The organism is Sporosarcina gallistercoris (genome assembly GCF_050459885.1).
In the GTDB taxonomy this organism is placed as follows: domain Bacteria; phylum Bacillota; class Bacilli; order Bacillales_A; family Planococcaceae; genus Sporosarcina; species Sporosarcina gallistercoris_A.
In genome coordinates, this window is sequence record NZ_JBCMNO010000003.1 from 11,913 (window position 1) to 36,120 (window position 24,208).

25 protein-coding genes are annotated in these 24,208 nt (G+C 44.7%); 15 read left to right on the forward strand and 10 right to left on the reverse strand.

The window, feature by feature from the left end:
* Positions 1 to 15 precede the first annotated feature (15 nt).
* From ABE021_RS01025 to pdxS, 3 genes are all read left to right on the forward strand, one after another.
* Positions 16 to 1,233 (forward strand): glycosyltransferase, encoded by a 1,218-nt coding sequence (locus tag ABE021_RS01025; RefSeq protein WP_430286303.1) that lies wholly within the window; start codon positions 16 to 18, stop codon positions 1,231 to 1,233.
* Positions 1,187 to 1,930: an HAD-IIB family hydrolase gene (locus tag ABE021_RS01030; protein ID WP_430286304.1), complete on the forward strand. Its 744-nt coding sequence runs from the start codon at positions 1,187 to 1,189 to the stop codon at positions 1,928 to 1,930. Before ABE021_RS01025 ends, ABE021_RS01030 begins: the two co-directional genes overlap by 47 nt.
* Before the next feature lie 275 nt (positions 1,931 to 2,205).
* Positions 2,206 to 3,051 (forward strand): pyridoxal 5'-phosphate synthase lyase subunit PdxS, encoded by an 846-nt coding sequence (gene pdxS / locus ABE021_RS01035; protein ID WP_430286305.1) that lies wholly within the window; start codon positions 2,206 to 2,208, stop codon positions 3,049 to 3,051.
* Between the two features lie 74 nt (positions 3,052 to 3,125).
* On the opposite strand, the gene proS is transcribed toward pdxS, so the two are convergent.
* Positions 3,126 to 4,565 (reverse strand): proline--tRNA ligase, encoded by a 1,440-nt coding sequence (gene proS, locus ABE021_RS01040; RefSeq protein WP_430286306.1) that lies wholly within the window; start codon positions 4,563 to 4,565, stop codon positions 3,126 to 3,128.
* A 344-nt stretch (positions 4,566 to 4,909) separates the two neighbouring features.
* A complete protein-coding gene (locus ABE021_RS01045; RefSeq protein WP_430286307.1) occupies positions 4,910 to 6,124 on the reverse strand; it encodes a CDP-glycerol glycerophosphotransferase family protein in 1,215 nt (404 codons plus the stop codon).
* Positions 6,125 to 6,353: 229 nt separating this feature from the next.
* Here ABE021_RS01045 and ABE021_RS01050 point away from each other — a divergent pair, with 229 nt between their 5' ends.
* The 6 genes from ABE021_RS01050 to ABE021_RS01075 all read left to right on the forward strand — a co-directional run bounded on the left by ABE021_RS01050 (position 6,354) and on the right by ABE021_RS01075 (position 11,344).
* Positions 6,354 to 6,917: an RNA polymerase sigma factor gene (locus ABE021_RS01050; protein ID WP_430286308.1), complete on the forward strand. Its 564-nt coding sequence runs from the start codon at positions 6,354 to 6,356 to the stop codon at positions 6,915 to 6,917.
* Positions 6,910 to 7,665 carry an anti-sigma factor gene (locus ABE021_RS01055; RefSeq protein ID WP_430286309.1) on the forward strand — a complete coding sequence of 252 codons (756 nt, stop codon included), beginning with the start codon at positions 6,910 to 6,912 and terminating at the stop codon, positions 7,663 to 7,665. The genes ABE021_RS01050 and ABE021_RS01055 overlap by 8 nt, the downstream gene beginning before the upstream one ends.
* A 142-nt stretch (positions 7,666 to 7,807) precedes the next feature.
* Entirely contained in the window at positions 7,808 to 9,169 is a 1,362-nt protein-coding gene (locus ABE021_RS01060; protein ID WP_430286310.1) for a copper amine oxidase, read from the forward strand.
* A 60-nt stretch (positions 9,170 to 9,229) separates the two neighbouring features.
* Positions 9,230 to 9,859 carry a class F sortase gene (locus ABE021_RS01065; protein WP_430286311.1) on the forward strand — a complete coding sequence of 210 codons (630 nt, stop codon included), beginning with the start codon at positions 9,230 to 9,232 and terminating at the stop codon, positions 9,857 to 9,859.
* 41 nt (positions 9,860 to 9,900) lie between these two features.
* Positions 9,901 to 10,806, forward strand: coding sequence for a catalase (locus tag ABE021_RS01070; RefSeq protein ID WP_430286312.1), 906 nt, complete (start codon positions 9,901 to 9,903; stop codon positions 10,804 to 10,806).
* Positions 10,807 to 10,921: 115 nt separating this feature from the next.
* Positions 10,922 to 11,344, forward strand: a complete 423-nt coding sequence (locus ABE021_RS01075) for a YugN family protein (RefSeq protein ID WP_430286313.1) — start codon at positions 10,922 to 10,924, stop codon at positions 11,342 to 11,344.
* Positions 11,345 to 11,386: 42 nt separating this feature from the next.
* Here the strand turns inward: ABE021_RS01075 and ABE021_RS01080 are convergent, their stop codons facing one another.
* Positions 11,387 to 11,869: a helix-turn-helix transcriptional regulator gene (locus tag ABE021_RS01080; RefSeq protein WP_430286314.1), complete on the reverse strand. Its 483-nt coding sequence runs from the start codon at positions 11,867 to 11,869 to the stop codon at positions 11,387 to 11,389.
* 174 nt (positions 11,870 to 12,043) lie between these two features.
* Between ABE021_RS01080 and ABE021_RS01085 the strand changes: the two genes are divergently transcribed.
* Positions 12,044 to 12,601 (forward strand): YdcF family protein, encoded by a 558-nt coding sequence (locus tag ABE021_RS01085; RefSeq protein ID WP_430286315.1) that lies wholly within the window; start codon positions 12,044 to 12,046, stop codon positions 12,599 to 12,601.
* A 180-nt stretch (positions 12,602 to 12,781) separates the two neighbouring features.
* Here the strand turns inward: ABE021_RS01085 and ABE021_RS01090 are convergent, their stop codons facing one another.
* Positions 12,782 to 13,219, reverse strand: coding sequence for a GatB/YqeY domain-containing protein (locus ABE021_RS01090; RefSeq protein WP_430286316.1), 438 nt, complete (start codon positions 13,217 to 13,219; stop codon positions 12,782 to 12,784).
* Between the two features lie 159 nt (positions 13,220 to 13,378).
* Positions 13,379 to 13,612 (reverse strand): YkuS family protein, encoded by a 234-nt coding sequence (locus tag ABE021_RS01095; RefSeq protein ID WP_430286317.1) that lies wholly within the window; start codon positions 13,610 to 13,612, stop codon positions 13,379 to 13,381.
* A gap of 201 nt (positions 13,613 to 13,813) precedes the next feature.
* On the opposite strand from ABE021_RS01095, the gene ABE021_RS01100 reads away from it, so the two are divergent.
* Positions 13,814 to 14,548, forward strand: a complete 735-nt coding sequence (locus ABE021_RS01100) for a site-2 protease family protein (RefSeq protein ID WP_430286318.1) — start codon at positions 13,814 to 13,816, stop codon at positions 14,546 to 14,548.
* A gap of 17 nt (positions 14,549 to 14,565) precedes the next feature.
* Here the strand turns inward: ABE021_RS01100 and ABE021_RS01105 are convergent, their stop codons facing one another.
* From ABE021_RS01105 to tatA, 3 genes are all read right to left on the reverse strand, one after another.
* Complete coding sequence (locus ABE021_RS01105; protein ID WP_430286319.1) at positions 14,566 to 15,012, reverse strand: GNAT family N-acetyltransferase; 447 nt, start codon at positions 15,010 to 15,012, stop codon at positions 14,566 to 14,568.
* Positions 15,013 to 15,257: 245 nt separating this feature from the next.
* The gene (gene tatC, locus ABE021_RS01110) at positions 15,258 to 16,184 is read right to left on the reverse strand and encodes a twin-arginine translocase subunit TatC (protein WP_430286320.1); all 927 of its coding nucleotides are present in this window, start codon (positions 16,182 to 16,184) and stop codon (positions 15,258 to 15,260) included.
* A gap of 8 nt (positions 16,185 to 16,192) precedes the next feature.
* A complete protein-coding gene (gene tatA / locus ABE021_RS01115) occupies positions 16,193 to 16,393 on the reverse strand; it encodes a twin-arginine translocase TatA/TatE family subunit (protein ID WP_430286321.1) in 201 nt (66 codons plus the stop codon).
* A 622-nt stretch (positions 16,394 to 17,015) separates the two neighbouring features.
* Here tatA and ABE021_RS01120 point away from each other — a divergent pair.
* Genes ABE021_RS01120 through ABE021_RS01130 form a run of 3 tightly spaced genes read left to right on the forward strand, consistent with a single transcriptional unit; the run spans position 17,016 to position 20,583 of the window.
* Entirely contained in the window at positions 17,016 to 17,765 is a 750-nt protein-coding gene (locus tag ABE021_RS01120; RefSeq protein WP_430286322.1) for a DeoR/GlpR family DNA-binding transcription regulator, read from the forward strand.
* Complete coding sequence (gene pfkB / locus ABE021_RS01125; protein ID WP_430286323.1) at positions 17,762 to 18,691, forward strand: 1-phosphofructokinase; 930 nt, start codon at positions 17,762 to 17,764, stop codon at positions 18,689 to 18,691. Before ABE021_RS01120 ends, pfkB begins: the two co-directional genes overlap by 4 nt.
* Complete coding sequence (locus ABE021_RS01130) at positions 18,688 to 20,583, forward strand: PTS fructose transporter subunit IIABC (protein ID WP_430286324.1); 1,896 nt, start codon at positions 18,688 to 18,690, stop codon at positions 20,581 to 20,583. Before pfkB ends, ABE021_RS01130 begins: the two co-directional genes overlap by 4 nt.
* Before the next feature lie 44 nt (positions 20,584 to 20,627).
* Here ABE021_RS01130 and ABE021_RS01135 read toward each other — a convergent pair whose 3' ends face one another.
* Complete coding sequence (locus tag ABE021_RS01135) at positions 20,628 to 21,329, reverse strand: SDR family oxidoreductase (RefSeq protein ID WP_430286325.1); 702 nt, start codon at positions 21,327 to 21,329, stop codon at positions 20,628 to 20,630.
* 125 nt (positions 21,330 to 21,454) lie between these two features.
* Positions 21,455 to 22,522: a permease gene (locus ABE021_RS01140; RefSeq protein WP_430286339.1), complete on the reverse strand. Its 1,068-nt coding sequence runs from the start codon at positions 22,520 to 22,522 to the stop codon at positions 21,455 to 21,457.
* A gap of 416 nt (positions 22,523 to 22,938) precedes the next feature.
* On the opposite strand from ABE021_RS01140, the gene ABE021_RS01145 reads away from it, so the two are divergent.
* Entirely contained in the window at positions 22,939 to 24,171 is a 1,233-nt protein-coding gene (locus ABE021_RS01145; RefSeq protein ID WP_430286326.1) for an MFS transporter, read from the forward strand.
* The last annotated feature ends 37 nt before the right edge of the window (positions 24,172 to 24,208 follow it).

Below are 24,208 nucleotides of genomic sequence, written 5' to 3' on the forward strand. Positions count from 1 at the left end.
CAGAGGAGTGTTTAAATGGGAAAGAATATTTGTTTCATTTCAGACCATGGTGATCCCTTAGCTCCACTGGGGACAAGCCAAGCAGGAGGCCAGAACAATTATGTGAAGCAACTTGCGTTGGCATTGGATGCTCGCGGTCATTCTGTAGATATTTTCACTCACTGGAATGATGCCGAATCTCCTCAATACGAAACGTTTGGAAATAGGTGTCGTGTTGTACGTGTGGGAGCAGGAAAAAAGAAATTTGTCGACAAAACAGAGATGTTTCATCTTCTGCCCGACTTTTTCACCGAAATGAAGAAGCTTGAAAATTTCTCAGATTATGACATATTGCATACTCACTATTGGCTTTCCGGATTACTTGGCGCAAAAATGAGTAAAGAGTTTACTATCCCTTGGATCCATACATCTCATTCCTTAGCTATTGCAAAACAACGGGCTACAGGCATAAAACAACCACAAAGGCTTAAAGCTGAGCGAATGATCCTTTCGTCGGCAGATGCAGTCATCGCCACTACATTGGATGAAAAAGCACTTATCAAAGCCACCGTGAAACACCCATCTCCAATTCGCGTACTGCCCATTGGCGTAAGTCCAGTCTTTACTCCTGATACTCATTCCATTCACTCGCCCCTCACTTTCACGTTTGCAGGAAGACTCGAAAAAACAAAAGGGATTTACACCTTGCTTCGCGCGTTTAAACTTCTGTCCCTTTCAGGCCTTCTTGAAGTGCCCATCCGGTTACGGATCATAGGCGGCGAACCGGACCAAGTGGACCCCCATACGAAACGCGCACTTTCAGAAGAACTTCAGATGGCTGTAAAAGGAATTGAGAATCATGTGGAGTTTCTCGGCTGTCTTCCACCAGAGCAGCTTGCCTCACACTTCAATAGCAGTTTAGCTGTCATCGTCCCATCCTATTATGAATCCTTCGGTATGGTAGCTGCTGAAGCTCAAGCGTGCGGAAGCCCCGTCATCGCTTCAAATGTAGGTGGACTTGGGGATATTGTGATCAATAAGGAAACCGGGCTTCAAGTAAAACCGAACAATACGAGTGAACTTGCCTCAGCAATGGGTCTTCTTACAAAACGACCTGATATCGCAGCACAGCTCGGTAAAAAAGCTGCCCAATTCGCCCAACAGAACTTCAACTGGAAAGTGATCGCGAAAAAGGTGGATAAATTATATGAAGGCGTCAGTCATACAGTACAAAAGCCATATGTTAGCAACTGATTTAGACAATACTTTGGTAGGTAATCCGCAAGATCTGAAAGGCCTCACGGAATTATTCCAGTCTTCACCCGATGACATAGCGCTAGTTTACGTAACTGGACGACATGCAAGCTCTATTCAGCACCTCATTTCAGAGGAGCATCTGCCCATCCCAGACCTCGTCATTTCAGATGTTGGTACAAAAATCTGGCACATGCCAGATTGGAAAGAAGATATAACTTGGAGAAATCTCATGGAAGCAAGATGGGATCCGGAACGTGTGAAAGAACTGGCATCCCGTTTTCCACGGTTAACACTCCAGAACCTCCCCGATGAATGCCGGGTTTCTTTTACCGTGAAGCAAGACCCAGAAACTGTTCGTCGATTCAAGCACTCTCTTGAAGAGCAAAATATCGCCCATCAGTTCATCTACAGCTCGAACCAGGATGTGGATATTCTTCCTGAAGGTGCGGGCAAAGGGAATGCGCTCGATTACGTAATACAAAAATTCTCCAGCCCTTCTGTCCGTATTTTAGTAGCAGGCGATTCAGGCAATGACATCGATATGTTGAATCGTGCCTGGCCCTCCGTCATCGTCGGCAATGCTCATGAAGAGTTGAAGAATATTCCTGATCGCCCTAATTTGTACAGAGCTGAACGGCATTTTGCAGGTGGTATCCAGGAGGCCTGGTGTCACTTTTACGGCACACAAAAATGAAAAAAGCTGTCTGAAGAAGTCCTATATCAGGAACTTCCCAGACAGCTTTTTTCCATTTATTATCAGTTATCTATTGAATTTGCGAATGGACTCTTGAAGACCTTCCGCCATCTGGGATAGTGTTTCAGAAGCTGCTGCAATTTCTTCCATACAGAGTTGAGTCGTGAAACTCATCATGTTAACCACTCATTCTGACCCTATCATTTCATCTTCATCTGACCATTTTAAAGTGGTCATTGTTCGGTATACTGAATGTATCAAAAGGAGGAATAATTATGAATCTTTCATATGGCGGCGTTATTATGGATGTAATTAACGCAGAGCAAGCGAAAATCGCAGAAGCTGCTGGAGCGGTGGCAATCATGGCATTGGAACGGGTCCCTTCGGATATCCGTGCAGAGGGCGGCGTTGCAAGGATGGCAGACCCTCGTATTGTTGAAGAAGTTCAAGGAGCAGTTTCAATCCCAGTCATGGCAAAAGCACGAATCGGTCATATTTCTGAAGCACGAGTACTGGAAGCACTGGACGTGGATTGCATCGATGAGAGTGAAGTGCTGACTCCGGCTGATGAAGGATTCCATTTGTTGAAAAGTGATTTCCGCGTACCCTTTGTATGCGGTGCACGTAATTTAGGGGAAGCTGCCCGTCGTCTAGGAGAAGGAGCTAAGATGCTCCGTACGAAAGGTGAACCCGGTACAGGCAACATCGTGGAAGCCGTGCGCCATCTCCGGATGATCAATGCACAAGTGACGAAAATTGTGCACATGAACAATGAAGAGCTCATGACAGAAGCACGCGAGCTTGGGGCTCCGTACGAGATCTTGCAGGCTATTAAGAAAGCGGGAAGATTGCCTGTCTTGAACTACTCAGCAGGCGGAGTCGCTACTCCTGCAGATGCTGCTTTGATGATGGAATTAGGAGCTGACGGCGTATTTGTCGGATCCGGTATTTTCAAATCGGACAATCCTGAAGCATTCGCCCGTGCGATTGTTCAAGCTACTGCCGACTACAAAAATTATGAATTGATCGCAAAGTTATCTAAAGGCATCGGGACACCTATGAAAGGCTTGGAAATTTCAAAACTTGCCACTCATGAACTGATGGCATCCCGTAGTTTGTAATTTCCGGTTCAACATAGTTCCTCACAAAAAAAACCCACCAAAGTTTTAAACGACTTTGGCGGGGTTTCATCAAATTAATAAGCGCGGGCAAACCAGACTGTATGCTTTGCGTCTTTACCACAGTTGATGCATGTATGTTTTTCAACTGGCGGGTTGAATGGGATGTTACGTGTTGTGAACTTCGTTTCTTGTTTCACGTGTTCTTCACACGCATCGTCTCCACACCATCCTGCTAAGATCCAGCCAGGAATTTCTTGGTTTTCCTGAGACGTTGCAATATGAGAAGTGAGTTGCTCTAGCGTTTCAATATCCGTATGAGAGTGCTCATCACGGAACGCTCGCGCTTTTTCCAACAAGCGGCTTTGCATCGCTGTTAATTGGTTTTCAATTTCCGCAACCAAACCTTCCAATGGGTACGCTTCTTTACCTTCTTCGTCACGTAATTTCAACATGGCTTGTGAATTCTCCAAATCACGCGGTCCGAGTTCAATACGTACCGGTACACCTTTCAGTTCCCACTCGTTGAATTTATAACCTGGGGACTGATCGGAATCATCCAGACGTACACGGATTCCCTTCGCTTTCAACTCCGCATAGACTTCATCAAGCTTCTCCATAATCGCAGGGTTCTTTTTCCAAGGACCAACTGGTATTAAGACAACTTGAGTAGGTGCGACGCGTGGCGGCAATACAAGACCTTGCTCATCACCGTGAACCATAATGACAGACCCGATCAGACGAGTGGACGTCCCCCAAGAGGTCGTATGGACGAATTCATGTTTATTTTCTTTAGTCAGATATTTAATATCAAATGCTTCTGCGAATTTTGTGCCAAGATAGTGGGATGTCCCTGCTTGTACCGCTTTTCCGTCTTTCATCATCGCTTCGATTGAAAACGTATCGACCGCTCCTGCGAAACGCTCTGAAGGTGTTTTTTGCCCATCGTATACCGGAATGGCTAACAGCTCTTCAACGACTTCTTTATAAATGTTCAACATTTGCATCGTTTCATGGCGCGCTTCTTCCTCATTGGAGTGTGCTGTATGACCTTCTTGCCAGAGGAATTCAGACGTACGGATGAATGGCAATGTTTTCTTTTCCCAACGGAACACGTTTGCCCATTGGTTAATGAGCACAGGAAGATCGCGATAGCTCTTAATCCAATCAGAGTATAAGTGACCGATCATTGTTTCTGAAGTGGGTCGCAGTGCAAGTCTTTCTTCAAGCGGTTCCCCTGCAGCTTCTGTAACCCAAGGCAGCTCAGGCGCAAACCCTTCGATATGATCTTTTTCTTTTTGGAAGAAAGATTCAGGTATCAGCATCGGGAAATATGCGTTGCGGTGCCCTGTCTCCTTGAATCTGCGGTTCATTTCATCCTGGATGTGCTCCCAAATTTCAAAGCCGTCCGGTTTGAACGCGATACATCCACGTACCGGTGTGTAATCCATCAAATCCGCTTTTTGGATCGTATCAATGTACCACTTTGAAAAATCATTCTGTTGCGTGTTTGACATGTCCATTCCTCCTGTTCAATGATTGCGAAAGAAGTCTTTGTCCGCAAAAAAAAACACAAAGCTGTCCTCTATGAAAGGACGTCTTTGTGTTGGGGACGCGGTACCACCTTAGTTCGGCTAATTAGCGTAATGCGCAGATTAGCCCTCTATCGTTTCGTAACGGGACGAACCGGTCGTGTTTACACGACATCTCGGTGGTAGGGTTTCGAACTGGAAGAGGTGATAGGACTCTCAGCGGGTTGCCCTATTTTCTGTTTCACGATTCCAGTCTACTTAGCCACTTCATCGATCATTATTTCCTTTACTATATCAAACAAATCAGTAACTCACAACAAACAATCGTTTCAACGGATGGCTGACTGCACTCTTTCCCCAGGTGCAAGGGAAAATATGTAATTCGCAAGCCGTTCACAGTTTTTCCCATCAGTATAATCGATGTAGGAAGATAATTCATTGAAACGTGGGTTTTCCGTTTGACCTTGTTCAAGAATCCGGATTAACGAATCAATGACTTCTTCTGCAGTATTTGCCTTCCATCCGAGGAGATCCTCATCCAAATCCAAATAGGAACCCCGCATCTTCAAGAACGATTCTTGGTCGAATGTATAAAAGATGACAGGCCGATTCATATAAACAAAATCCCAGAAAATGCTGGAGTAATCCGTGATCAGCATATCTGTGTGCAAGATCTCTTCCTGTATGGATATTTCATCGTATGTTTGAAATTCGATGTGCTGATGCGAAGAGCCAAATGAAGTGAAATAAGATTCAAATGGCTTCATGAAAGGATGCAATACGACTTTAAGTGTGACATCGTGTTCGGTGACCAGACGATTAAGAACACCATGGTTAAGCAACTTTTCAGTAGCTTGAAAATACTCACTCTCCAAGAATTCAGCTTCCGATAAACCGAACAATGTTTCCCGCCATGTCATCATCACCAAAATCGTTTTCACCTCTGTCACCGGATGGTTATAAGGAAGACGATCAAATCTCGCCATTCCAGTAACGGCTAACTTTTCTTCAGGCATCCCCCATTCCTCTTTCTTGATGCTTTTTTCATATTGGGACGCACAATTGAAAACATCACAGCGCTCCAGTAACGGGACATCTTCGGTATTGATCAATATCTTCTTAAAACACTCGATTCCATGACTAATATGGATCATCATCGTTTTTTTGTTCCAAAAAATGAACTTATCGATGCCTGGAGCGATGTCATACATGAGGGAATGGCCATGTACAGTGTAAGCCGCCCGGAAGAACAGCAAATAGTTCTTAAAACTGCCAAGCGGTACCGCATGCTCAATCCCTTTTTCTTGAACGTAGGATGTTTCCGGATCATACATCCAATGGATTCTATAGTCTTCTTGAAAATTTTTCATGAGATACTCATGGAAAGCGGAGGCGTTGTCTTCATATTTTTCACCTAAATTGCCGCCTACCAGGATAATCGGAAGGGACGGTTTCTGCGGCAACAGCTTGACGGCTAAATACGCCAAAGATACTTTTATCCATACTGTCAACTTTTGAAATGGTTTTTTTCGTTTCAACTCCATAAAATCATTCACCCACTCACGTCATTTACACTCCTATACCCCCGAAAGCGCATGGATAAGCTCCTTCACCGACCTAATCTTACACTCTCCTAAGCGGCTCCCCTCTTTTGCTGAAATAGTGATCGTTTTCTCCAGTCGTTACGTTAGCTTACTAAGAGTCTGCTTTCAGGAATACAGCTAGTAGGACTTATGGTATTCTAAGTGAAAAGCTTACGTAAAGGAGACTCCGATGAAACATACAGACGACGGAACCTTATATGCCCTTGCCGCCGCCAAAGATCGATCGGCCTTTGAAATCCTATATGATCGATACGAAAAACTAATCTTCTCCTTTGCTTATCGGATAACTCAAGATCGCGAAATTGCGGAAGAAGTAGTGCAAGATGTATTTGTAAAACTATGGAACGGAACAACTACCTACCAAGAACAGAAAGGCTCCTTTTCTTCATGGTTGTTAACCGTAACTCGAAACAAAGCTATTGACGAAATACGTCGCTTAAAACGACATGATCATGAACCGATGCTTGAAAAAGATGCACTGGTTGAACAGCTTGGAGATGTAGAAAAAACGGTAGAATGGAGCGAACAGAGAAATGCGATACGGAATGCCGTTCTTGAACTCAAGCAGGAGCAGCAAGAAATTATTGATCTGTTTTACTTCAAAGACCTCAGTCAGCAAAAAATCGCAGATCAGTGCGAACTGCCACTCGGAACGGTAAAAGGTAGAATCCGATTAGCACTCAAACATTTAAAAGGGTTCATCGCCATGGAAGGAGGCTTCTCGAATGACTGAACAATGTGTGAATCTGCTGGATTATTTCAACCGTTCTATGAATGAGGAAGAAGCATTGGCCTTCGAACACCATCTCGAAGAATGCCCTTCTTGTTGCGCCGAGCTCGAGGAACTCAATCTGTTAACAGAAGACCTCCCCTACTTGGCGGAAGAAATTGAAGTCCCGCATGGTTTAAAAGCCAAAGTTTTCGCAGCAATCGATGAACAACCCTCTACTATTGCAAATGATAGTTCCACGGTGAGCAACCAAGTAAAAGGATTGCACCAACCGAAAGCAGCTGCGGAGCCTAGGAAAAGAAAAGGTTTCCTGATCCCTGTACTGGCAGCTGCTCTATTCGCTTCACTCATGACCAATGCTTATCTCGCTACATTGGATCATTCTGCGCCCACCGAAGTTGCAGAAAGCGATCTCCAACTTATCGGTAAAGCATTGCTGGAACCGCAACCTGGTGCAGACAACGCTACAGCCGTCGCCATGATGATCCAGGACAAAAATGAGACGGTGCTGTTAGTCGATGCCAGCAACTTGCCAAAGTTGAAAGACAACGAATTGTACCAAGTTTGGGTAATTGACAAGGAGACACCTCGACCAGCGGGCTCATTTAAAACAAACACCGAAGGCAGCGGATCTGTTACGCATCCTATGGATCAGCTAAAAGGCGACTGGGATACGGTTGCAATTACAATTGAAACCGAGCCAGACCTTCCTGCGCCCAAAGGGGATTTAGTTCTTGCTGGCAGTATTTAATAACTCAGAAACCGAGCAGGACCGCCGATTGTGGCGGTTCTTTTTTATGTGAAAAAGAAGATAAGAAACGTTTTCCGATAAAAAGTGATCCATTTGGTTTTCCTCTCCGTTAGCTTATTACTAAACCGAAAAGGAGAGATTCATGATGAACTACAAAAAATTCGCAGCCATTCCATTAAGTGTTTCCCTGCTCTTCCCAATGGGTGTGATCGCGAATGCAGCGGATCACTCAGGTCACGGAACAACTTCAATGACAGTATCCAACCCAGCTACAGATTTGAGAGCGACTCTGGATTCCATCCTTTCCGAGCATGCATACTTAGCAATCGTCGCCATGCAAAAAGGAATAGACGGTTCAAAAGATTTTGATGCAGCTGCAGCACAATTAGGAGAAAACACGGACGAATTATCCGCAGCCATCGGATCCGTTTACGGAGACGATGCAGCAAATCAGTTTAAAGAAATATGGGGCAGCCACATTGGATATTTTGTGGACTATGTAAAAGCTACTGCTGCTAATGATGAAGAAGGACGAAAGAAAGCCATTTCCGAATTGGACGGTTATCGAGTAACCCAAGCGGAATTTTTGGACACCGCGACTGAAGGCCGTCTTAAAGCGAAAGACTTAGAAGAAGGTTTAAAAATGCACGTGGATCAGTTAATCTGGGCGTTCGACAATTACAATGCTGGAGAATATGAAAAAGCATACGAAGGCATTACTGAGTCGATGATGCACATGTTTGGTACTGGTAAAGGTATTTCTTGGGCAATCACAGACCAATTCCCGGACAAGTTCGATAAAATGTCCGTTGATACTCCTGCAGCGGATTTACGCGAACAGCTGAACAATCAGTTCTCTACTCACGCAGCACTGGCAATCCTAGCGATGCAAAAAGGTATTGACGGGGCGAAAGATTTTGATGTATCTGCTGCAGAACTAAACAGCAACACAGAAGACCTCACAAAATCGATCGAATCCGTTTATGGAGCAGAAGGCGCGAAACAGTTTAACGAAATCTGGAGCAGCCATATCGGCTATTTCGTCGATTATGTTAAAGCGACTGCAGGAGATGACGCAGAAGGTCAGAAAGCAGCAATGGCAAATCTTGATGAGTATCGTGTAAAACAAGCCGCATTCCTCGAAACTGCAACAGAGGGACGCTTGAAAGCCGCTGACCTTGAAGAAGGTTTGAAAGTTCATGTGGATCAGTTACTCGCAGCATTCAACAAGTACCATGATGGTGATTACGCGGGAGCCTATGACGACATCCACGAAGCATACAGCCATATGTTCGGTGTCGGTACCATGATGGCAGGGGCAATCGTTGATCAGTACCCCGATAAATTTGCAGGGACAATGCCTGTCGACATGCCGAAAACAGGTCTAGGCGGATTGAGTCAAGAATCGAATGATTCTACAGTCATGTGGGTGGTTATCAGTTTGATACTCGCAGCGGCAGCCGGAGCCGTGATGATCCGCAAGACACGTACAGAGAACAACTAATTGGGAGGGGGCTCGTTCCCCTTCTTTTTCTTTACACTAGAATTCATGGAGGTGTTCAGCATGAAATCCCCTACTTTACTCATAGCAAGTCTTCTAGCACTTACAATAGCAGGATGCAGTGGTTCACAGGATAGTCCGTCACAACCTGAAGCAGCTGCAGATCCCCCCACCCCACCATCTGCAAAAAAGATCCCCTCTTCAGATGGTCTCCCGCTGAACTCGGAACAAAAAGGCATTACTCCGGTAACACTCGAGATCCCTGTTATCGGTGTTAAATCCGATGTTGAAAACGTTGGTGAATTAAATAACGGTCAAATGGGAGTTCCGGAAGGCGTGGATAACGTGGGTTGGTTCGAACCAGGTACATTACCAGGTAATCGGGGGAGCTCAGTGATGGCTGGACATATCGATTCACTAACCGGCGCTGCTGTTTTTTATAAGCTGGATCAATTAAAAAAGGGGGATGAAGTCGTTGTCAGGGATGCAGACGGGGAGTCATTGACATTCATCGTAACAAGAAGTGAAAGGTACCCTCGCAACGCTGCACCCATTGAAGAGATTTTCGGTTTCTCTTATGGCAGCCGATTAAATCTGATCACATGTACTGGGGAATTCGACAGAAAAGCGAAGACGCATGAAGAACGATTAGTCGTCTTTACGGAACTTGAAGGAACAAATAAGGAAGATTGACTTCAGAGGGTATGGGTATACTGCTACAAAGGAGTGAGTCTATGAACTTTTCACTACAGAAAAAATCGTTTTCGCCTATTGAAGCAGTGGATGTCATTGAACAAGTTGCCGGGACCCATAAGGGATATCGGAGAGCCCATGCAAAAGGAATCGGATTCGATGCTACGTTCACACCAAACCAGAATGCCGAACCTTTTACTCAAGCTTCATTTTTACAAGGGAGCTCACAAAATGTCATCGTCCGTTTCTCCCATAGTTCTCCATCGCCCGATACTTCTGAGCAGCTGATTCCTATTAAAGGCATGGCGGTCCAATTTCCATTTCCTGATAAAAAGTCTATCTCGCTTGTAATGGCCAATGCGCCTGTGTTTCCGACTAAAACCCCGGAAGCATTCATGCGGCTCGTCCAAGTATTTGCAGGGAATCAGCAATCGTTAAAAGAAAAACTTGCAACACTTAGCAAGGACCCTGAACTCAAAACTCTACCCGCATTACTAAAGCAATTGAAGACACCTGCAAGCTTTGCAACCACCCGTTTCTGGGCAATGCATGCTTATGTTCTCGACACTGCCTCAGGTGAACGTCAAGCAGTCCGCTTCTCATTTGAACCCGTATCGCAGGAGGGCAAGTTCCCCTTTACCACAAAAGATATGGAACTGGAATTATTGGAACGAATGGTGGATGCCCCAGTTCGTTTCAGGCTGCTGATGACACTTGCAGCTCCTGAAGATCCCATAAATGACCCTTCCATCCAATGGCCTGATGACCGTCTTGTTATCGATGTCGGTGATTTGGAATTGAATGAGAAACGGGCAGATCTTGCAGAAGACTTCTTATTCGATCCAACCGTTGAAACGACCGGTTTTAGCTGTTCAGATGATCCAGTACTCCATTACAGATCCAAGGTATATGAGGAATCCTATCGCAGACGTTCAACTGAACGATAGGAGCCTTCCGATTGGCAATCCAGTAACCTATAATTCCTCACACCTTCTCCAGGTTTTGCAATAGTTTAATAGGGGTAACTATAGGTTAATTGAGCTGAAATAAGGAGGGACTCCCATGATTGCTTTAAAGAGTAAGATTGAAGGAAAGACAGTCATTTTCGGGAATGCATTGAAGCTATTCAAAGAAGCAGGGCTGGATTTGGGTGGTGGCTGGGAATACGATCATGGTATGTTTGATACGATCTTGTATCAGCGTGAGGAAACAACTATCTATTTAAGGGTTCCTTTTCAAGTAGTAAAAGGCGAGTTGGATTCCTCCAATACCGTTATTCGCTTCCAAACCCCATTTGTCATCAAGCATGTCATGAATATCGGATTGGATGAAGAAGATAGTCCTGCCATGACCGTTACCGGACTGGAACAATTCCAGGCTCCGCAAGATCCAGATGCACCAATTGACCGACAGCGCGAATTTGCAATCGACGCTCAGACGAAGCTGGACCAGATTACTGAAGATGTGATGTTTGCTTCTACGTAAAAGTTTGTGTACATATACTATTATTTCCCTATAAAAGCTGCCTTACTTCCGGCAGTTTTTTGTTGAGTTATCGGGTTTTTGACTCAGCTCGCGAAACCGCTCGACAGCTTCCAGTTCGTCAAAGGAACTGAACCATACATAGTCTTCTCTATCCAATATCCGGAAGTGCTGGCTAATCAGGTTTTGCTGCATTCTAAACTCCTTTTCTTTGTCCACTTCCCTCCACCAAACTTTTCCTCCGAGCGTCTTTCCCTTAGGGCGATCCAGTCCATTGTGGGCAATTGTACGGATAACTTCCAAAGGCGCATCACCTATTAGGGATTGAATGATTTCACTATCAGGAAATAGAGAGACAATCGCGACTACTACAGTCCAACTAGCGGTAGTCCGATTTTTTTCTATCTGAACGAGTGTTTTCTTGGAGATGCCTAAAATGGAGGCCATCGTTTCTTGGGAATACCCTGCTTCCGTTCGAATGAGGATGGTGCGTTGTGAAATTTGTTCTATAAGTTGTTCTGGATTCACGCAAAACCCTCCCTTATGTAATAGTGTAATAATACACTTATCGTATCAGCTATACAAAACGAATGTCTTATTAGGCAACTTGTTTGTCCCATTTCCGTCTTGATACTAACGAAGGAATGTAAAGAGCAGGTACTAGGAAATGGAGCGACTTGGATGAAAAAGGGGAAGCGTCTAATGGTTGTGATACTAGTTGGAACGTTCATGGTTTTCCTTTGGTGGTTTGCCACTGGTCACGCGATGAAAGATGCACAGCTTAACCGTGCGGATGGAAGTTATTCAATTGCAGTCGTTCTTGGTGCAAAAGTAAACGGAACAACTCCTTCACTTGCACTACGGTATCGATTGGAGTCCGCGCTCTCCTATGCCGAGAGTCATCCGGATGTCACGCTCGTTCTCTCTGGAGGTCAAGGTGAGGATGAAGGTATCAGCGAAGCTCAAGCCATGGTGAATTTTTTATCAGCACAAGGATTTCCTGAAAGTCGTATGATCGTCGAGGATCGTTCCACTTCTACTTACGAAAACTTGGTCAACACAAAGAAACTGATTCCTCAAGGAGTGACGGGTATCACGTTAATCACTAGTGATTATCACTTAGCGCGTGCCGGTTACCTTGCGGAAAAAGCGGGGTATGAATGGGATGGAATTCCGGCTAAAACTCCAAAGGTTGTCGAAGCTAAAGTTCGATTCCGCGAACGGCTCGCTCTTTTGAAAACATGGGTTGTCGGCAAGTGAATCGGCCAAACGCCTTTTACTCTCCAAATTGAATTACACTGTCTGAATGTCGATGTTGTTAATCCGTGCAAACTGCTAGTATGAAGAATTGGATAGTAATCATCGTTCCGCCATTTGAAGATTGCAAAAGAGACGACCCGAAGAGTCGATTGGATTCTTCGGGTCGTCTTTTTTTACCTATCAATTATTCAAATATTCTTTAACTGCCTGTGATACGACTTTGCCTTCAGCGCTGCCTGCTGTTTCTTTCATCACTTGGCCGACAACTTGTCCCATCGGGCTGTCTTTACTTATTCCGAGGTTAACGATGAGCTCTTTGACTTCATCGACAGAAAGCTGTTTAGGTAGATAGTGCTCGATAATTGTAATCTTTTCTTTTTCTGCAGCAACAATATCTTCACGATTCGCTTTTTGCCCTTCTTCCAGAGATTGTTTAGTTTGTTTCAGCTCACGTTGAACCACTTTCAACTCTTCCTCTTCAGTCAATTCGCGTTTCAAATCAAGTTCTTGGTTTTGAATTCCTGCACGCAGCAAGTTGATAACGCCTTTTTTCACCGTGTCCTTCTCTTTCATCGCTGTTTTCATATCAGCCATTAATGTCTTTTTCAGTTCTGACAATCCAATCCCTCATTTCAGAAAATAGGTTCTTTCCTAGTATACAAAAAAACTCTCTCTCCTACACTCTCCGTGTTTTCAAGGAATCTTTTCAGTCTAAAGAGTTTACATATAACGCAAAAAGAAGCTCGGACCCATGATGATCCGAGTCCTATCCCCTTTCTACCGTACTAGTCTCTTTTCAACATCATCGACAATTTCTTGTACGGAGTTCCCTTCTATACTTACTACTGGAAAATCGTATTGGTCTATATTGACGTCACTCAATGCACGTACGACACCAAAATCATAACCGCTAACTTTTTCGTCTGATTCAAACATTTTCACTACATGTCCTTTTTCTTCAAGTGCTTGTTTCACATCATCGAATGGTCTTTCAACTGCGATTTTAGCCATTTTTATTCATCCTCCTATTCCTATTTTCCTAATACCCTTGATACAGCTAGGTTTCCCTTCTTGCTTCAAACTAAACGTAATGATATTCATACCCCTCTATCTATTCACCTATACCGCTCGACTATGTCCTAATGACGAGATTTGCATTCAAGTACATCGGGTATCCATAAAGAATAGATTCGATAAGGAAGTGACACATTTTTGTTTGGGATTTCAGATTTATTAGCGCTAGTTATTTCAGCTTTTATCATATTGCCTGTCGTTATGTTCATACGGGAATTAGGATACTTTACTGTCTCAATGTTGTTTGGTGTGAAGAATCCAAGATTTACTATTGGCTCCGGTCCCCGACTGATTAAGTTCTGGATCCTCGATATTCGAAAATACTATCATGTTTATAGCTGGTTTTCGTTTGATGATGTTAAGCGAAAGAGCAACTTCACATATATAATAATCTACGCAGCTCCAATTGTTACTAATATCATTGTCGCCTTGACTCTCAATAGTCTATTAGCAAATGGATTCCTGCAAGAACAGGCGAGGTTTTGGAATCGGTTCATATTTTATGTGTTCTTCTACGTATTATTTGACTCCATCCCGATGCTGACAACGCATGGAAAGCCGAATAATGGAATGATTATTTACGAACTCATCCGTTATGGTAAGCGGGTAGATTATAATGATGATGATATCATCCCCTCCACTACACAAGTCGATGAAGACTATGACCAAGAAATGAAAAAAGTTGAAAAGATGCAGGAAAAAATTGAGCAATTGAAATCAGGAAAATTAGAAAAAGAGGATAGATCCACTCCTGAAAAACAGGTTATGGGAGAACGCATACAAGAGGATCTCAAAGATACGGCAGAAGATATCGCAAAGGAAGAGTTGGAAATCGAATTAGAAAAAAATCCAAAAAGGAAGGATCCTGATTAGACAGGTTCCTTCCTTTTTTATGGTCTCCTCATAATATACTCACCGTTCACATCACGTTCTCCGATGAATTCAAAATCGAGCCTTTCATATAGTCGGACCGCCCCCTCATTTTCAGGATATACACTTAAAAAGATCGGTTGCTCTCCATATTCTTTTGACACGGTTTCAATCAGTTTTTTCATGAATTCCGTGCCCAGACCCCGACCTTGAAATCTTTCATCAATGAGCAGGCGGTCAATCCATAATCTTCCTTGTAGGCCTTCCTCTTCGAAAAATCCATACATGGAAAATCCAACAAGTTCATTATTGGCATAGAGGCCGACAGGTTTAAATTGCTTCCATTCCACAGAGTCTTCCAAGCATTCATAAGGTGTTTCAATATAATCTTTTTGTGACTGGGCAACTTTCAATTCGAGAATATCCCGATAGTTTGTTGCCGTTACGTCATGAATTTCAAGATTCACGACTTTTCAACCCTTTCTGTTGAACTGCACCAAGTATCGATGCGAATGTTCGCCCTCTCTATAAAGACGTCAGATTCCAAAATCAAGTTTCACTTTTTCGTCTTCTGTCCGAAACTGGTCAAACTCGTCTGCAATATCAAGCAGCATACCCAATCAGGAGGTGCTCTACCTATCAAGGAGACGTAGAAAATCGTCGGAAAGTTGCTGAAAAACCCGCCAATGCAAATTATGCATTAGCGGGTTTTTTAAGCTGCATCAGCAGTTTGGAGGCGTTTTTCAGTTCTCATAACGAGGTATATACTGGCTTCATACAGACCAATCATTGGGATAAGAATAATGAGCTGGCTGAAGAAATCAGGAGGTGTAATGAGTGCCGATACAACTCCTAGCACTACATATGACCATTTTCTTACTTTTTTCATAGAACCGGATGTCAGAATCCCGATTGCCGAAAGAAACAAAGCGACAACTGGTAATTCAAACAGCAAGCCGATCGGCATCGTTGTCAGCAAGAGGAAACGTGCATACTCTTGTGCTGAAACCATTACGTCAAAATTCATCTCTCCGAGTGAAATTAAGAATTTGTAACTAAGCGGATTCACAATATAGTAACCAAATGCTAACCCCACTACGAACAAAATGAGAATGGCAGGAGAGTAAAGGCTTAAGAAGCGACTTTCCTTCTCGTTTAAACCGGGTTTTACAAACTGCCACAGAAAGTGACATAGAAATGGTATGGAAAGTCCGAAAGCGAGTGCTGCTGAAATCGTTGTATAAAACGAAATGACTTCCATCGGACTCAAGACAATCAGCGTGTACCCCCGAGTAATATAAGGGAACCATACATTGATGGTACTGAACGCAACGATGAAAAATAGCAAGAAAACCGCGATACTTTTGATCAATTGTTTCCGTAACTCACTTAAGTGTTCAACGAGGTTGGACTCTTCTACTTTTTCATCTTCACCATCTGCCGGGTCATCTTTTCGTTTGCCTGGAGGAATATTGGTAGGATAGCCGTTCTCATCGGTATAGAGGGCTTGTTTCGGTACCTTTAGCCCTTCTTCGTGAGTTGCCTCGGATTTGGCTAGTATAGACTTCTCAGCTTCTTCTTTATTTGTATTATCCAATGGACTTAAATTTTCACGATCGCGCTCGCTATTAGAATCCATCTTCTCACCTACTTCTCGGTATCTGAAGTTTTCTTAACTGCAGGCTTTTCTTCGTCATCATCCATAATGTCTTTTGCAGATTTTTTGAATTCCGCTAGTGTTTTCCCTACTGCTGAACCAACTTCCGGTAATTTACGAGGTCCGAACAAAATAAGTACAATCACAAGAATGATAATAAGTCCTGGTACTCCGATAGCTGCTAAATTCATTTTTTTCTCCCCTTTCCGATTTGAAAAACTGGTGTCTAGTTGACAGAACCAAGGTATACCTGCAGGAACACAACAGGCAAATGGTCACCCTTTAATACAGGTTACCAAGCACCAATGAGAATTCATGTACTTCTAAATGCCAAAATAGATAGGTTCTCTTTGAATAACCGATTTCACAGGGATACGAACTCCCTTTATGCAAAGAAGTTTCTAAACGCATCTTTACGGAGGCTTGGAGTTTGTCCCAGCGATCTACTAAAAAACAGCTCGCAGCTTCAGTTATGCCCAACTTCATTATAAATAATCGATAATCGAATTTTTCTCCGAATAAAATGGTTTGCCTATTTGGAAGCTGGACCTATCCATGGTCTATTTAGAGCTGACTGAATAATACAGTGCGGCACACTCAAAATCCTGTCGAACCATGTCGTAAGAGACTCCATTCTAACAGAGCAAAATTGAGAGGTCAATAATCATTTCGGTTTCAGAAATAATAATAATGGACATATAGATCCACGCGAATGTCATTGAATGTTTTTGAATGCTTTTGAACGCTTTTGATTGAATTCCGAATAGTCTAGGTATATGATATAAGGAACAAGATTGCTTAGGAGTGAATCCGATGTTAGAAACTGAACGTCATCATCTTATTTTACAGATGTTGCAACACAGCCAAACTGTACGGTTACAAGACATCACGAATGAAACCGGTTCTTCGGAGTCCACCATACGACGGGATTTAATAGAGTTGGAGCGCCAAAAGAAACTGAAACGGATTCATGGCGGTGCAGCAAAGCTACAAGGGAAGTTGCAGGAGTCCACGATGTCTGAAAAAACGTCTAAAAACCTTCAAACAAAACAAAACATCGGCAAATTAGCAGCTTCTTATATTGAAGAAGGCGATACGATCTATTTAGATGCCGGTTCTACCGTATTTGAAATGATTCCATTTCTTCCCCCATCGATTATTGTAGTGACAAACGGAATCTCTCATACGGATGCCCTTCTAACACGGGGTTGCAAAACGATACTCACAGGCGGGATTGCAAAACCTTCTACAAAAGCTCTTATTGGCAGAGGTGCAATTCATAGCCTGCAGCATTATCGGTTCGATAAATGCTTTCTTGGAGTGAATGGTATCCATCCGGATTATGGGTTTACCACACCTGATGAAGAAGAAGCTCAAGTAAAAGAACTCGCAATCCAATTATCAAGAGAATCCTATATTTTGGCGGACCACTCCAAGTTCCAGGAAGTGGCATTCGCAAAATTTGCAGATTTGTCCCAAGCAGTTGTAATGACGACTAGCGAGAGTTCGGAATCCTTACAAACATTTCCGAAAAACACAAAAATGGAGGTGATCGGCCTATGATCTATACAGTGACATTAAATCCATCATTGGATTATTTACTGACTCTCGATTCCCTATCCCTCGGTGCGTTGAATCGTTCGACTTCTGATCATTTTCTAGCTGGAGGCAAAGGGATTAATGTCTCACAAGTACTGACGACTCTGGGAGTGCCTAGCAGCGCACTTGGATTCACTGGAGGATTTACTGGGCGCGAAGTGGAACGTTTGCTGCAAAAGGCGGGTATTTCCACGGATTTCATATCTGTCGAGGGAGAAACACGGGTGAATGTGAAATTACGTGCTGCTGAAGAAACCGAAGTGAACGCAGCAGGACCCATCATTGACTCACTGGGGTTTGAAAAATTGAAAGCACAAGTCAAAAATTTAGGGAAGCATGATGTACTTGTACTGTCCGGCAGCATCCCCTCTTCGCTTCCTGAAGACACCTACGAACAATTTGCCCGGTTATGCAGAAAATCAGGAATCCGTTTTGTCGTGGACGCTGAAGGGACTTCTTTGTTGAAGACTTTGCCCTACCGTCCGTTTTTAGTGAAGCCGAATCATCATGAGTTGGGCGAAATGGTTGGTGCAGAAGTTCGGTCGTTGCAGGATGCAGTTGAACACGCAACATCACTTGTTGAGCTTGGTGCAGAACAAGTCATTGTGTCCCTTGCTGGTGAAGGTGCCGTGTATGTAAACGAATCACTTTCCCTTATTGCAAATGCACCAAAAGGGGTAGTTCGCGGGTCTGTCGGAGCTGGAGACTCGATGGTGGCAGGATTCCTCGCCGCCCTTGAACAGGACGAACCGATTGAACACGCATTTAGAATGAGCATCGCTTCCGGAAGTGCAACGGCATTTTCCGATCGATTGTGTACGCAGCAACAAGTTGACGCCTTGCTATCTCAGGTTGTAGTGACATCATTCAAAGGAGGGAACAAATCATGAGAATCACAGAATTATTAACGGCGGATACAATTTTACTGGGACTGCAAGGAACCGACAAGCCAACGGTCATCGACGAACTTGTCGATGTGCTCGATCGCGCAGGAAAACTGAATGATCCACGTGCGTTTAAAGAAGCCATCTTGAATCGGGAATCACAAAGTACGACGGGTATTGGCGATGGTGTTGCAATTCCCCATGCGAAAACGAGTGCCGTCAAAGTACCCGCGATTGCATTCGGTCGCTCGGAAGTCGGCGCAGAGTATGAATCTCTCGACGGTCAACCTGCCCACTTGTTCTTCATGATTGCCGCTGAAGATGGTGCCAATCGCATGCATTTGAAAGCGCTCGCACGGTTGTCGACTGTTCTTATGAATGAAGACGTCCGTAAACAGCTGCTCGCAGCTTCTTCTAAGGAAGAGATATTGTCTCTGATTGACGCACACGATCAGCCCGATGAAGAACCTTCGTCTGCTGCGCCGCCTCCGTCCGTCGATTCTTCTAAACCCTATATAGTCGCTGTCACTGCATGTCCGACAGGAATTGCGCATACGTATATGTCTGCGGATTCGTTGAAAAACAAAGCGGCGGAACTCGGGATTCCCTTCAAAGTCGAAACGAACGGATCGGGTGGCGCACAAAACGTCTTGACTAATGAAGATATTGAACGCGCGACAGCTGTCATTGTCGCTGCTGACACCAATGTCTCAATGGGACGTTTTGCTGGAAAACATGTGATTGAAGTGCCTGTTGCAGAAGGGATTCGAAAACCGAAAGAATTGCTTGACCGCGCAGTGAAACAAGATGCACCTGTATATAAAGGGGGGTCATCCACTTCTTCAGAATCCGGCGGTGAATCCGCAACGTCCAAAGGAATCGGCTCCACCATTTATAAGCATTTGATGAGTGGTGTTTCCAATATGCTTCCGTTTGTAATTGGGGGCGGTATTCTCATTGCACTCGGGTTCTTATTCGGTCCGAATTCGTTCGATCCGGAAGACCCGACGTATAATTCCTTTGCGGCTGCTTTGAATACGATTGGCGGCGGGAATGCATTTGCTCTCATGATCCCTGTTCTAGCTGGCTTCATCGCTATGAGTATTGCGGATCGACCAGGTTTCGCACCTGGTATGGTGGGTGGCTTGATGGCCGCGACAAGCGGTGCTGGATTCCTTGGTGGAATTATTGCAGGTTTCCTTGGAGGTTATTTGGTAGTCGGGCTGAAGAAAGGGCTCTCTGCAATGCCACCTTCCCTTGACGGCATTAAAACGATTCTACTGTATCCGCTGCTCGGAATTGCTGGTACAGGACTGATCATGCATTATATTGTCAATACACCGTTCAGCGCACTCAATACCGGCATTTCCAACTGGCTGACGGGGCTTGGTACAGGGAACGCAGTATTTCTTGGAATCGTTCTCGGATTAATGATGGCAATCGACATGGGCGGTCCCATTAACAAAGCGGCCTACTTGTTTGGTACAGGATTGCTTGCTAGCGGCGTGTACGAACCGATGGCTGCGATTATGGCGGCGGGTATGGTCCCGCCACTCGCAATTGCCATTTCAACGACTGTTTTCAGAAGCAAATATTCCCTGCAGCAGCGTGAAGCAGGTAAAGTGAATTACATCATGGGTCTCTCATTCATTACAGAAGGAGCCATCCCATTCGCTGCAGCGGATCCACTGCGTGTCATCCCGTCTGTAATGGCTGGAGCGGGTATTGCTGGCGGTCTGTCGATGGCATTCAATATCGGACTGCGCGCTCCACATGGCGGACTATTTGTTTTCCCGCTTGTGGATGGCAGTTGGATGCTTTACTTACTTGCCGTGATCATCGGTTCAATCGTCTCTGCGATTTTACTTGGAATCTTGAAGAAACCTGTTGCATCATAAAACGAAAAAGTCGACTCCGCTAGTTGCGAAGTCGACTTTTTCGTTTACACTGGACGGATTGTAATCTCATTGACATTCACATAGTCCGGCTGAGTCACAGCATACACAACCGCTCTTGCGATGTCTGCAGTTTGAAGTTTCTTGCGCTCGCCCCAATCATATTGTTCGCCTAAACGGGTATCGACCATTCCAGGAGAGATATTGGTGACACGGACACCTGTTTTTGCAAGTTCCTTTTCGAGTCCCATGGAAATAGCGCGGACTGCGAATTTGGTTGCGCTGTAAACGGTACTTGTTTTCGTCACTTCCGTAGCAGAAACGGAAGCGATGTTAATGAGATGACCTGACCCTTTTTCGAGCATCGATGGAAGCACGGCGTTGATGCCGAACAGCACACCTTTAATATTGACGTCGATCATCTCCTCCCACTCTTCCGTTTTACCTGAACGTACTTCTGCTGTCAGTACTTGCCCTGCATTATTGACGTAAATGTCCACACCACCAAAAGTATCTTTCGCTTTTTCCGCGAGTGCTTCCACATCTGACTGGCTTGATACATCAGTAGGGACCACGAGTACAGAACCACCGGCTTCTTGAAGTTGTTTAGCTAAATCGTTCAGTTTTTCGGCGCTCCGTGCAGCTAGAACGACATTTGCTCCCTGTTCCGCAAGTTCTTTTGCAATTCCAGACCCGATTCCACTGCTTGCTCCTGTAACGATTGCCGTTTTTCCTGATAAGTGTTTCATCCAAGCCCCTCCTAAGTAGTTATTGAAGAGAGTGTATCATACCGTCCGAGTGAGAGCTTGATAGAGGGTTTTCCATTGATCAACAAAATGAAAACCGCTTCCACTTAGGAAACGGTTTTCTACGCTTATAATAGATAATTCCCTACAATTCCCGCGGCAACGCCTAGCACAACGACAGATGCACTGACAAAGACAAGTACGCGTTTCGGGAATGATTTTGAAACGAGCAATAACGATGGCAGACTGACTGCAGGGAGAGTAAGCAACAACACCGCTGCCGGGCCGCCGCCCATACCGTATGCCATGAATGTCTGGATAATCGGGATTTCTGCGGCTGTCGGAATGACGAATAGCATGCCGCCAATCGCAACTAGTACCAACAGGATAATTGAACTTCCAGTCGCTTCACCTAATTGCGGGAATAACCACCCTTTTACTGCACCCATCAACAAAACGGAAAGGAAATACGCAGGTAGAATGTACAATGTCATTTTACCGAGACTTTTCAGCCAGCGCGTAAGAAACGAACCTTGTTCTTCCTCAGCAGCTTGCTGCAATAACTTCTCCGTGTCTACAGGTTGAACAGCAGGTACAAACCGGTTCGCTAAGTAACTCACGCCAAATGTTAAAATCAGTCCAAACACTAATCGAAGCGCAGTGAACTTCCAAGACAATACGAATGTCATGAACACGAGCGCTGCTGGATTCAACGTCGGATTCCCAATCCAAAAAGCTAGCGCCGCTCCTACTGAAACATTCTTTTTGCGCAGACCAACTGCTACAGGCGCTGCACAACACGTACACATCATCCCTGGCACTGCGGCGAGTCCGCCAGCAGCGGTGCTGGCGAATGATGTTTTACCAAGTACACGGATGAGCCAATTCGCCGGAAGAAGCACTTGCAATAAGGAGCCTAATAGAATTCCGAGTACTGCAGCTTTCCACACAGCAGTAAAGTACGTCACTGCATAGTCCCATGCCCCTGCAAAAGAGGCCGGCTCCGTTTTATCCGGATCGGATCCTAAAATCGAATCCCCGATGGAATGTGTAGTGATTGCGGTGATGCTTTTGTCCACATACGGCAGCCATTTGACGTAAGTAAGACCAATGATTGCAATTGCTAAAAACGTTAAGCTATATAGAAGAACTCGTTTAGACTGAGCTTGGTGATGTATTTCCGGCTTATTCACGATATAACCTCCATCTTAAAAATGAACAACTGAATAATTATATCACTAATGGAATCCCCCTGCTTCAAAAGATATTAATGGAAAACTCCAACATTATCGGATCCTGCAAAAAAATCTTGTACAACTAAATTTCTTCTGGTAGGATAAAAACAATTAAATTGCTCCTTTAACACGGTCCAGAGAGGCCGGAAAGGGTACCGGATTGTGAGATCGGCTTCTGCCTGTGCTCACGTGATTTGTCGTACTATGCCCTTACTGTCCTCTCAGACGGTGGGGGCATTTTTGTGCTCATTCGACTACTGCGCACTCTTTTAATCAGCGTTCTGTGAGACGCAAAAAGAGGATGGCAATCGCTGTGAAAACCGGTTCCATTCTTCTTACGTTAAGCAACACCCTACAATAGGAAGGCGGAACTCAGGATGAACTATCAAAAGAAAACAGTGGTGGCTTCGGTCGCCGGGCTTACTCTGGAAGGCATGGATATCATGTTCATTTCCTTCGCCATGACTATGATCATCGCGGACTTCGGAATCGATTTTGCAACAGGCGGACTGATCTCATCTGTCACCAATATCGGAATGCTTGTAGGAGGAGTCCTCTTCGGGATTTTGGCAGACAAATTCGGACGCGTCAGAGTGTTCACCTATACGATCTTGCTCTTCGCATTAGGAACAGCGCTTACTGGACTTGCCACAAATATTGAGCAAGTTTACATCTACCGCTTCATCGCAGGTCTTGGTGCTGGTGGAGAATACGGAATCGGAATGGCGCTCGTCGCTGAAGCGTGGCCAAAAAACAAACAAGGCCGTGCCTCCTCTTATGTAAGTGTCGGTGCTCAATACGGTGTCATCTTAGCTGCATTGCTGAGCGCACTCATTTTACCGGCTTTCGGATGGAGAGCACTATTCTTCGTCGGCATCCTTCCAGTCATCTTCGCATTCTTTGTGCGTCGTAACCTGGATGAATCACCCGAATGGCTCGAGTCTCAGAGAACAAAAAAAGCACAGAAGAAAAAAGAGAATGCCGGGAAACTTCGTTTGCTCGTCGCTTCCCCACGGATTGCATTTACAACCATTACACTCGCAGTCATGGCAACTGTCCAAATCGCAGGGTACAATGGCCTGATGATCTGGCTGCCTTCCATGCTGCAACAGTCACAAGGACTTTCAGTTTCTAGCTCAGCTCTCTGGACGATCAGTACAGCAGTCGGAATGATTGCAGGCATGCTCGTCTTTGGACAAATCATGGACAGACTGGGTGCCAAAAAAGCGTATGGTCTGTTCCTGCTCGCTTCAGCAGTAGCCGTGTTCCTGTATAGCTATGCCACAGGTAGTGCTGGGGTTCTAATCGGTGGAGCAATTGTTGGTTTCTTCTCTAACGGAATGTTCGCAGGATATGGCGCATTGATCAGCAGTTTCTATCCCGTGGAAATCCGCAGCACGGCGACGAACACGATCTTCAACTTCGGACGTGCGGTCGGTGGATTCTCACCGATACTAGTCGGGTATATCTTGCAACACTATGATATGACTGCCGCAATGATCTACCTGGCCATCCTGTTCTGTGTGTCCTTCCTATTCATGTTGACACTTTCCCATACAAAGAAGGAAACTCCCTCTACAATGAGTACACCTGCAGTTGACGTGAATTAATCCCAGAACAAAAGCCGTCCCTCATCAATAATGGAGG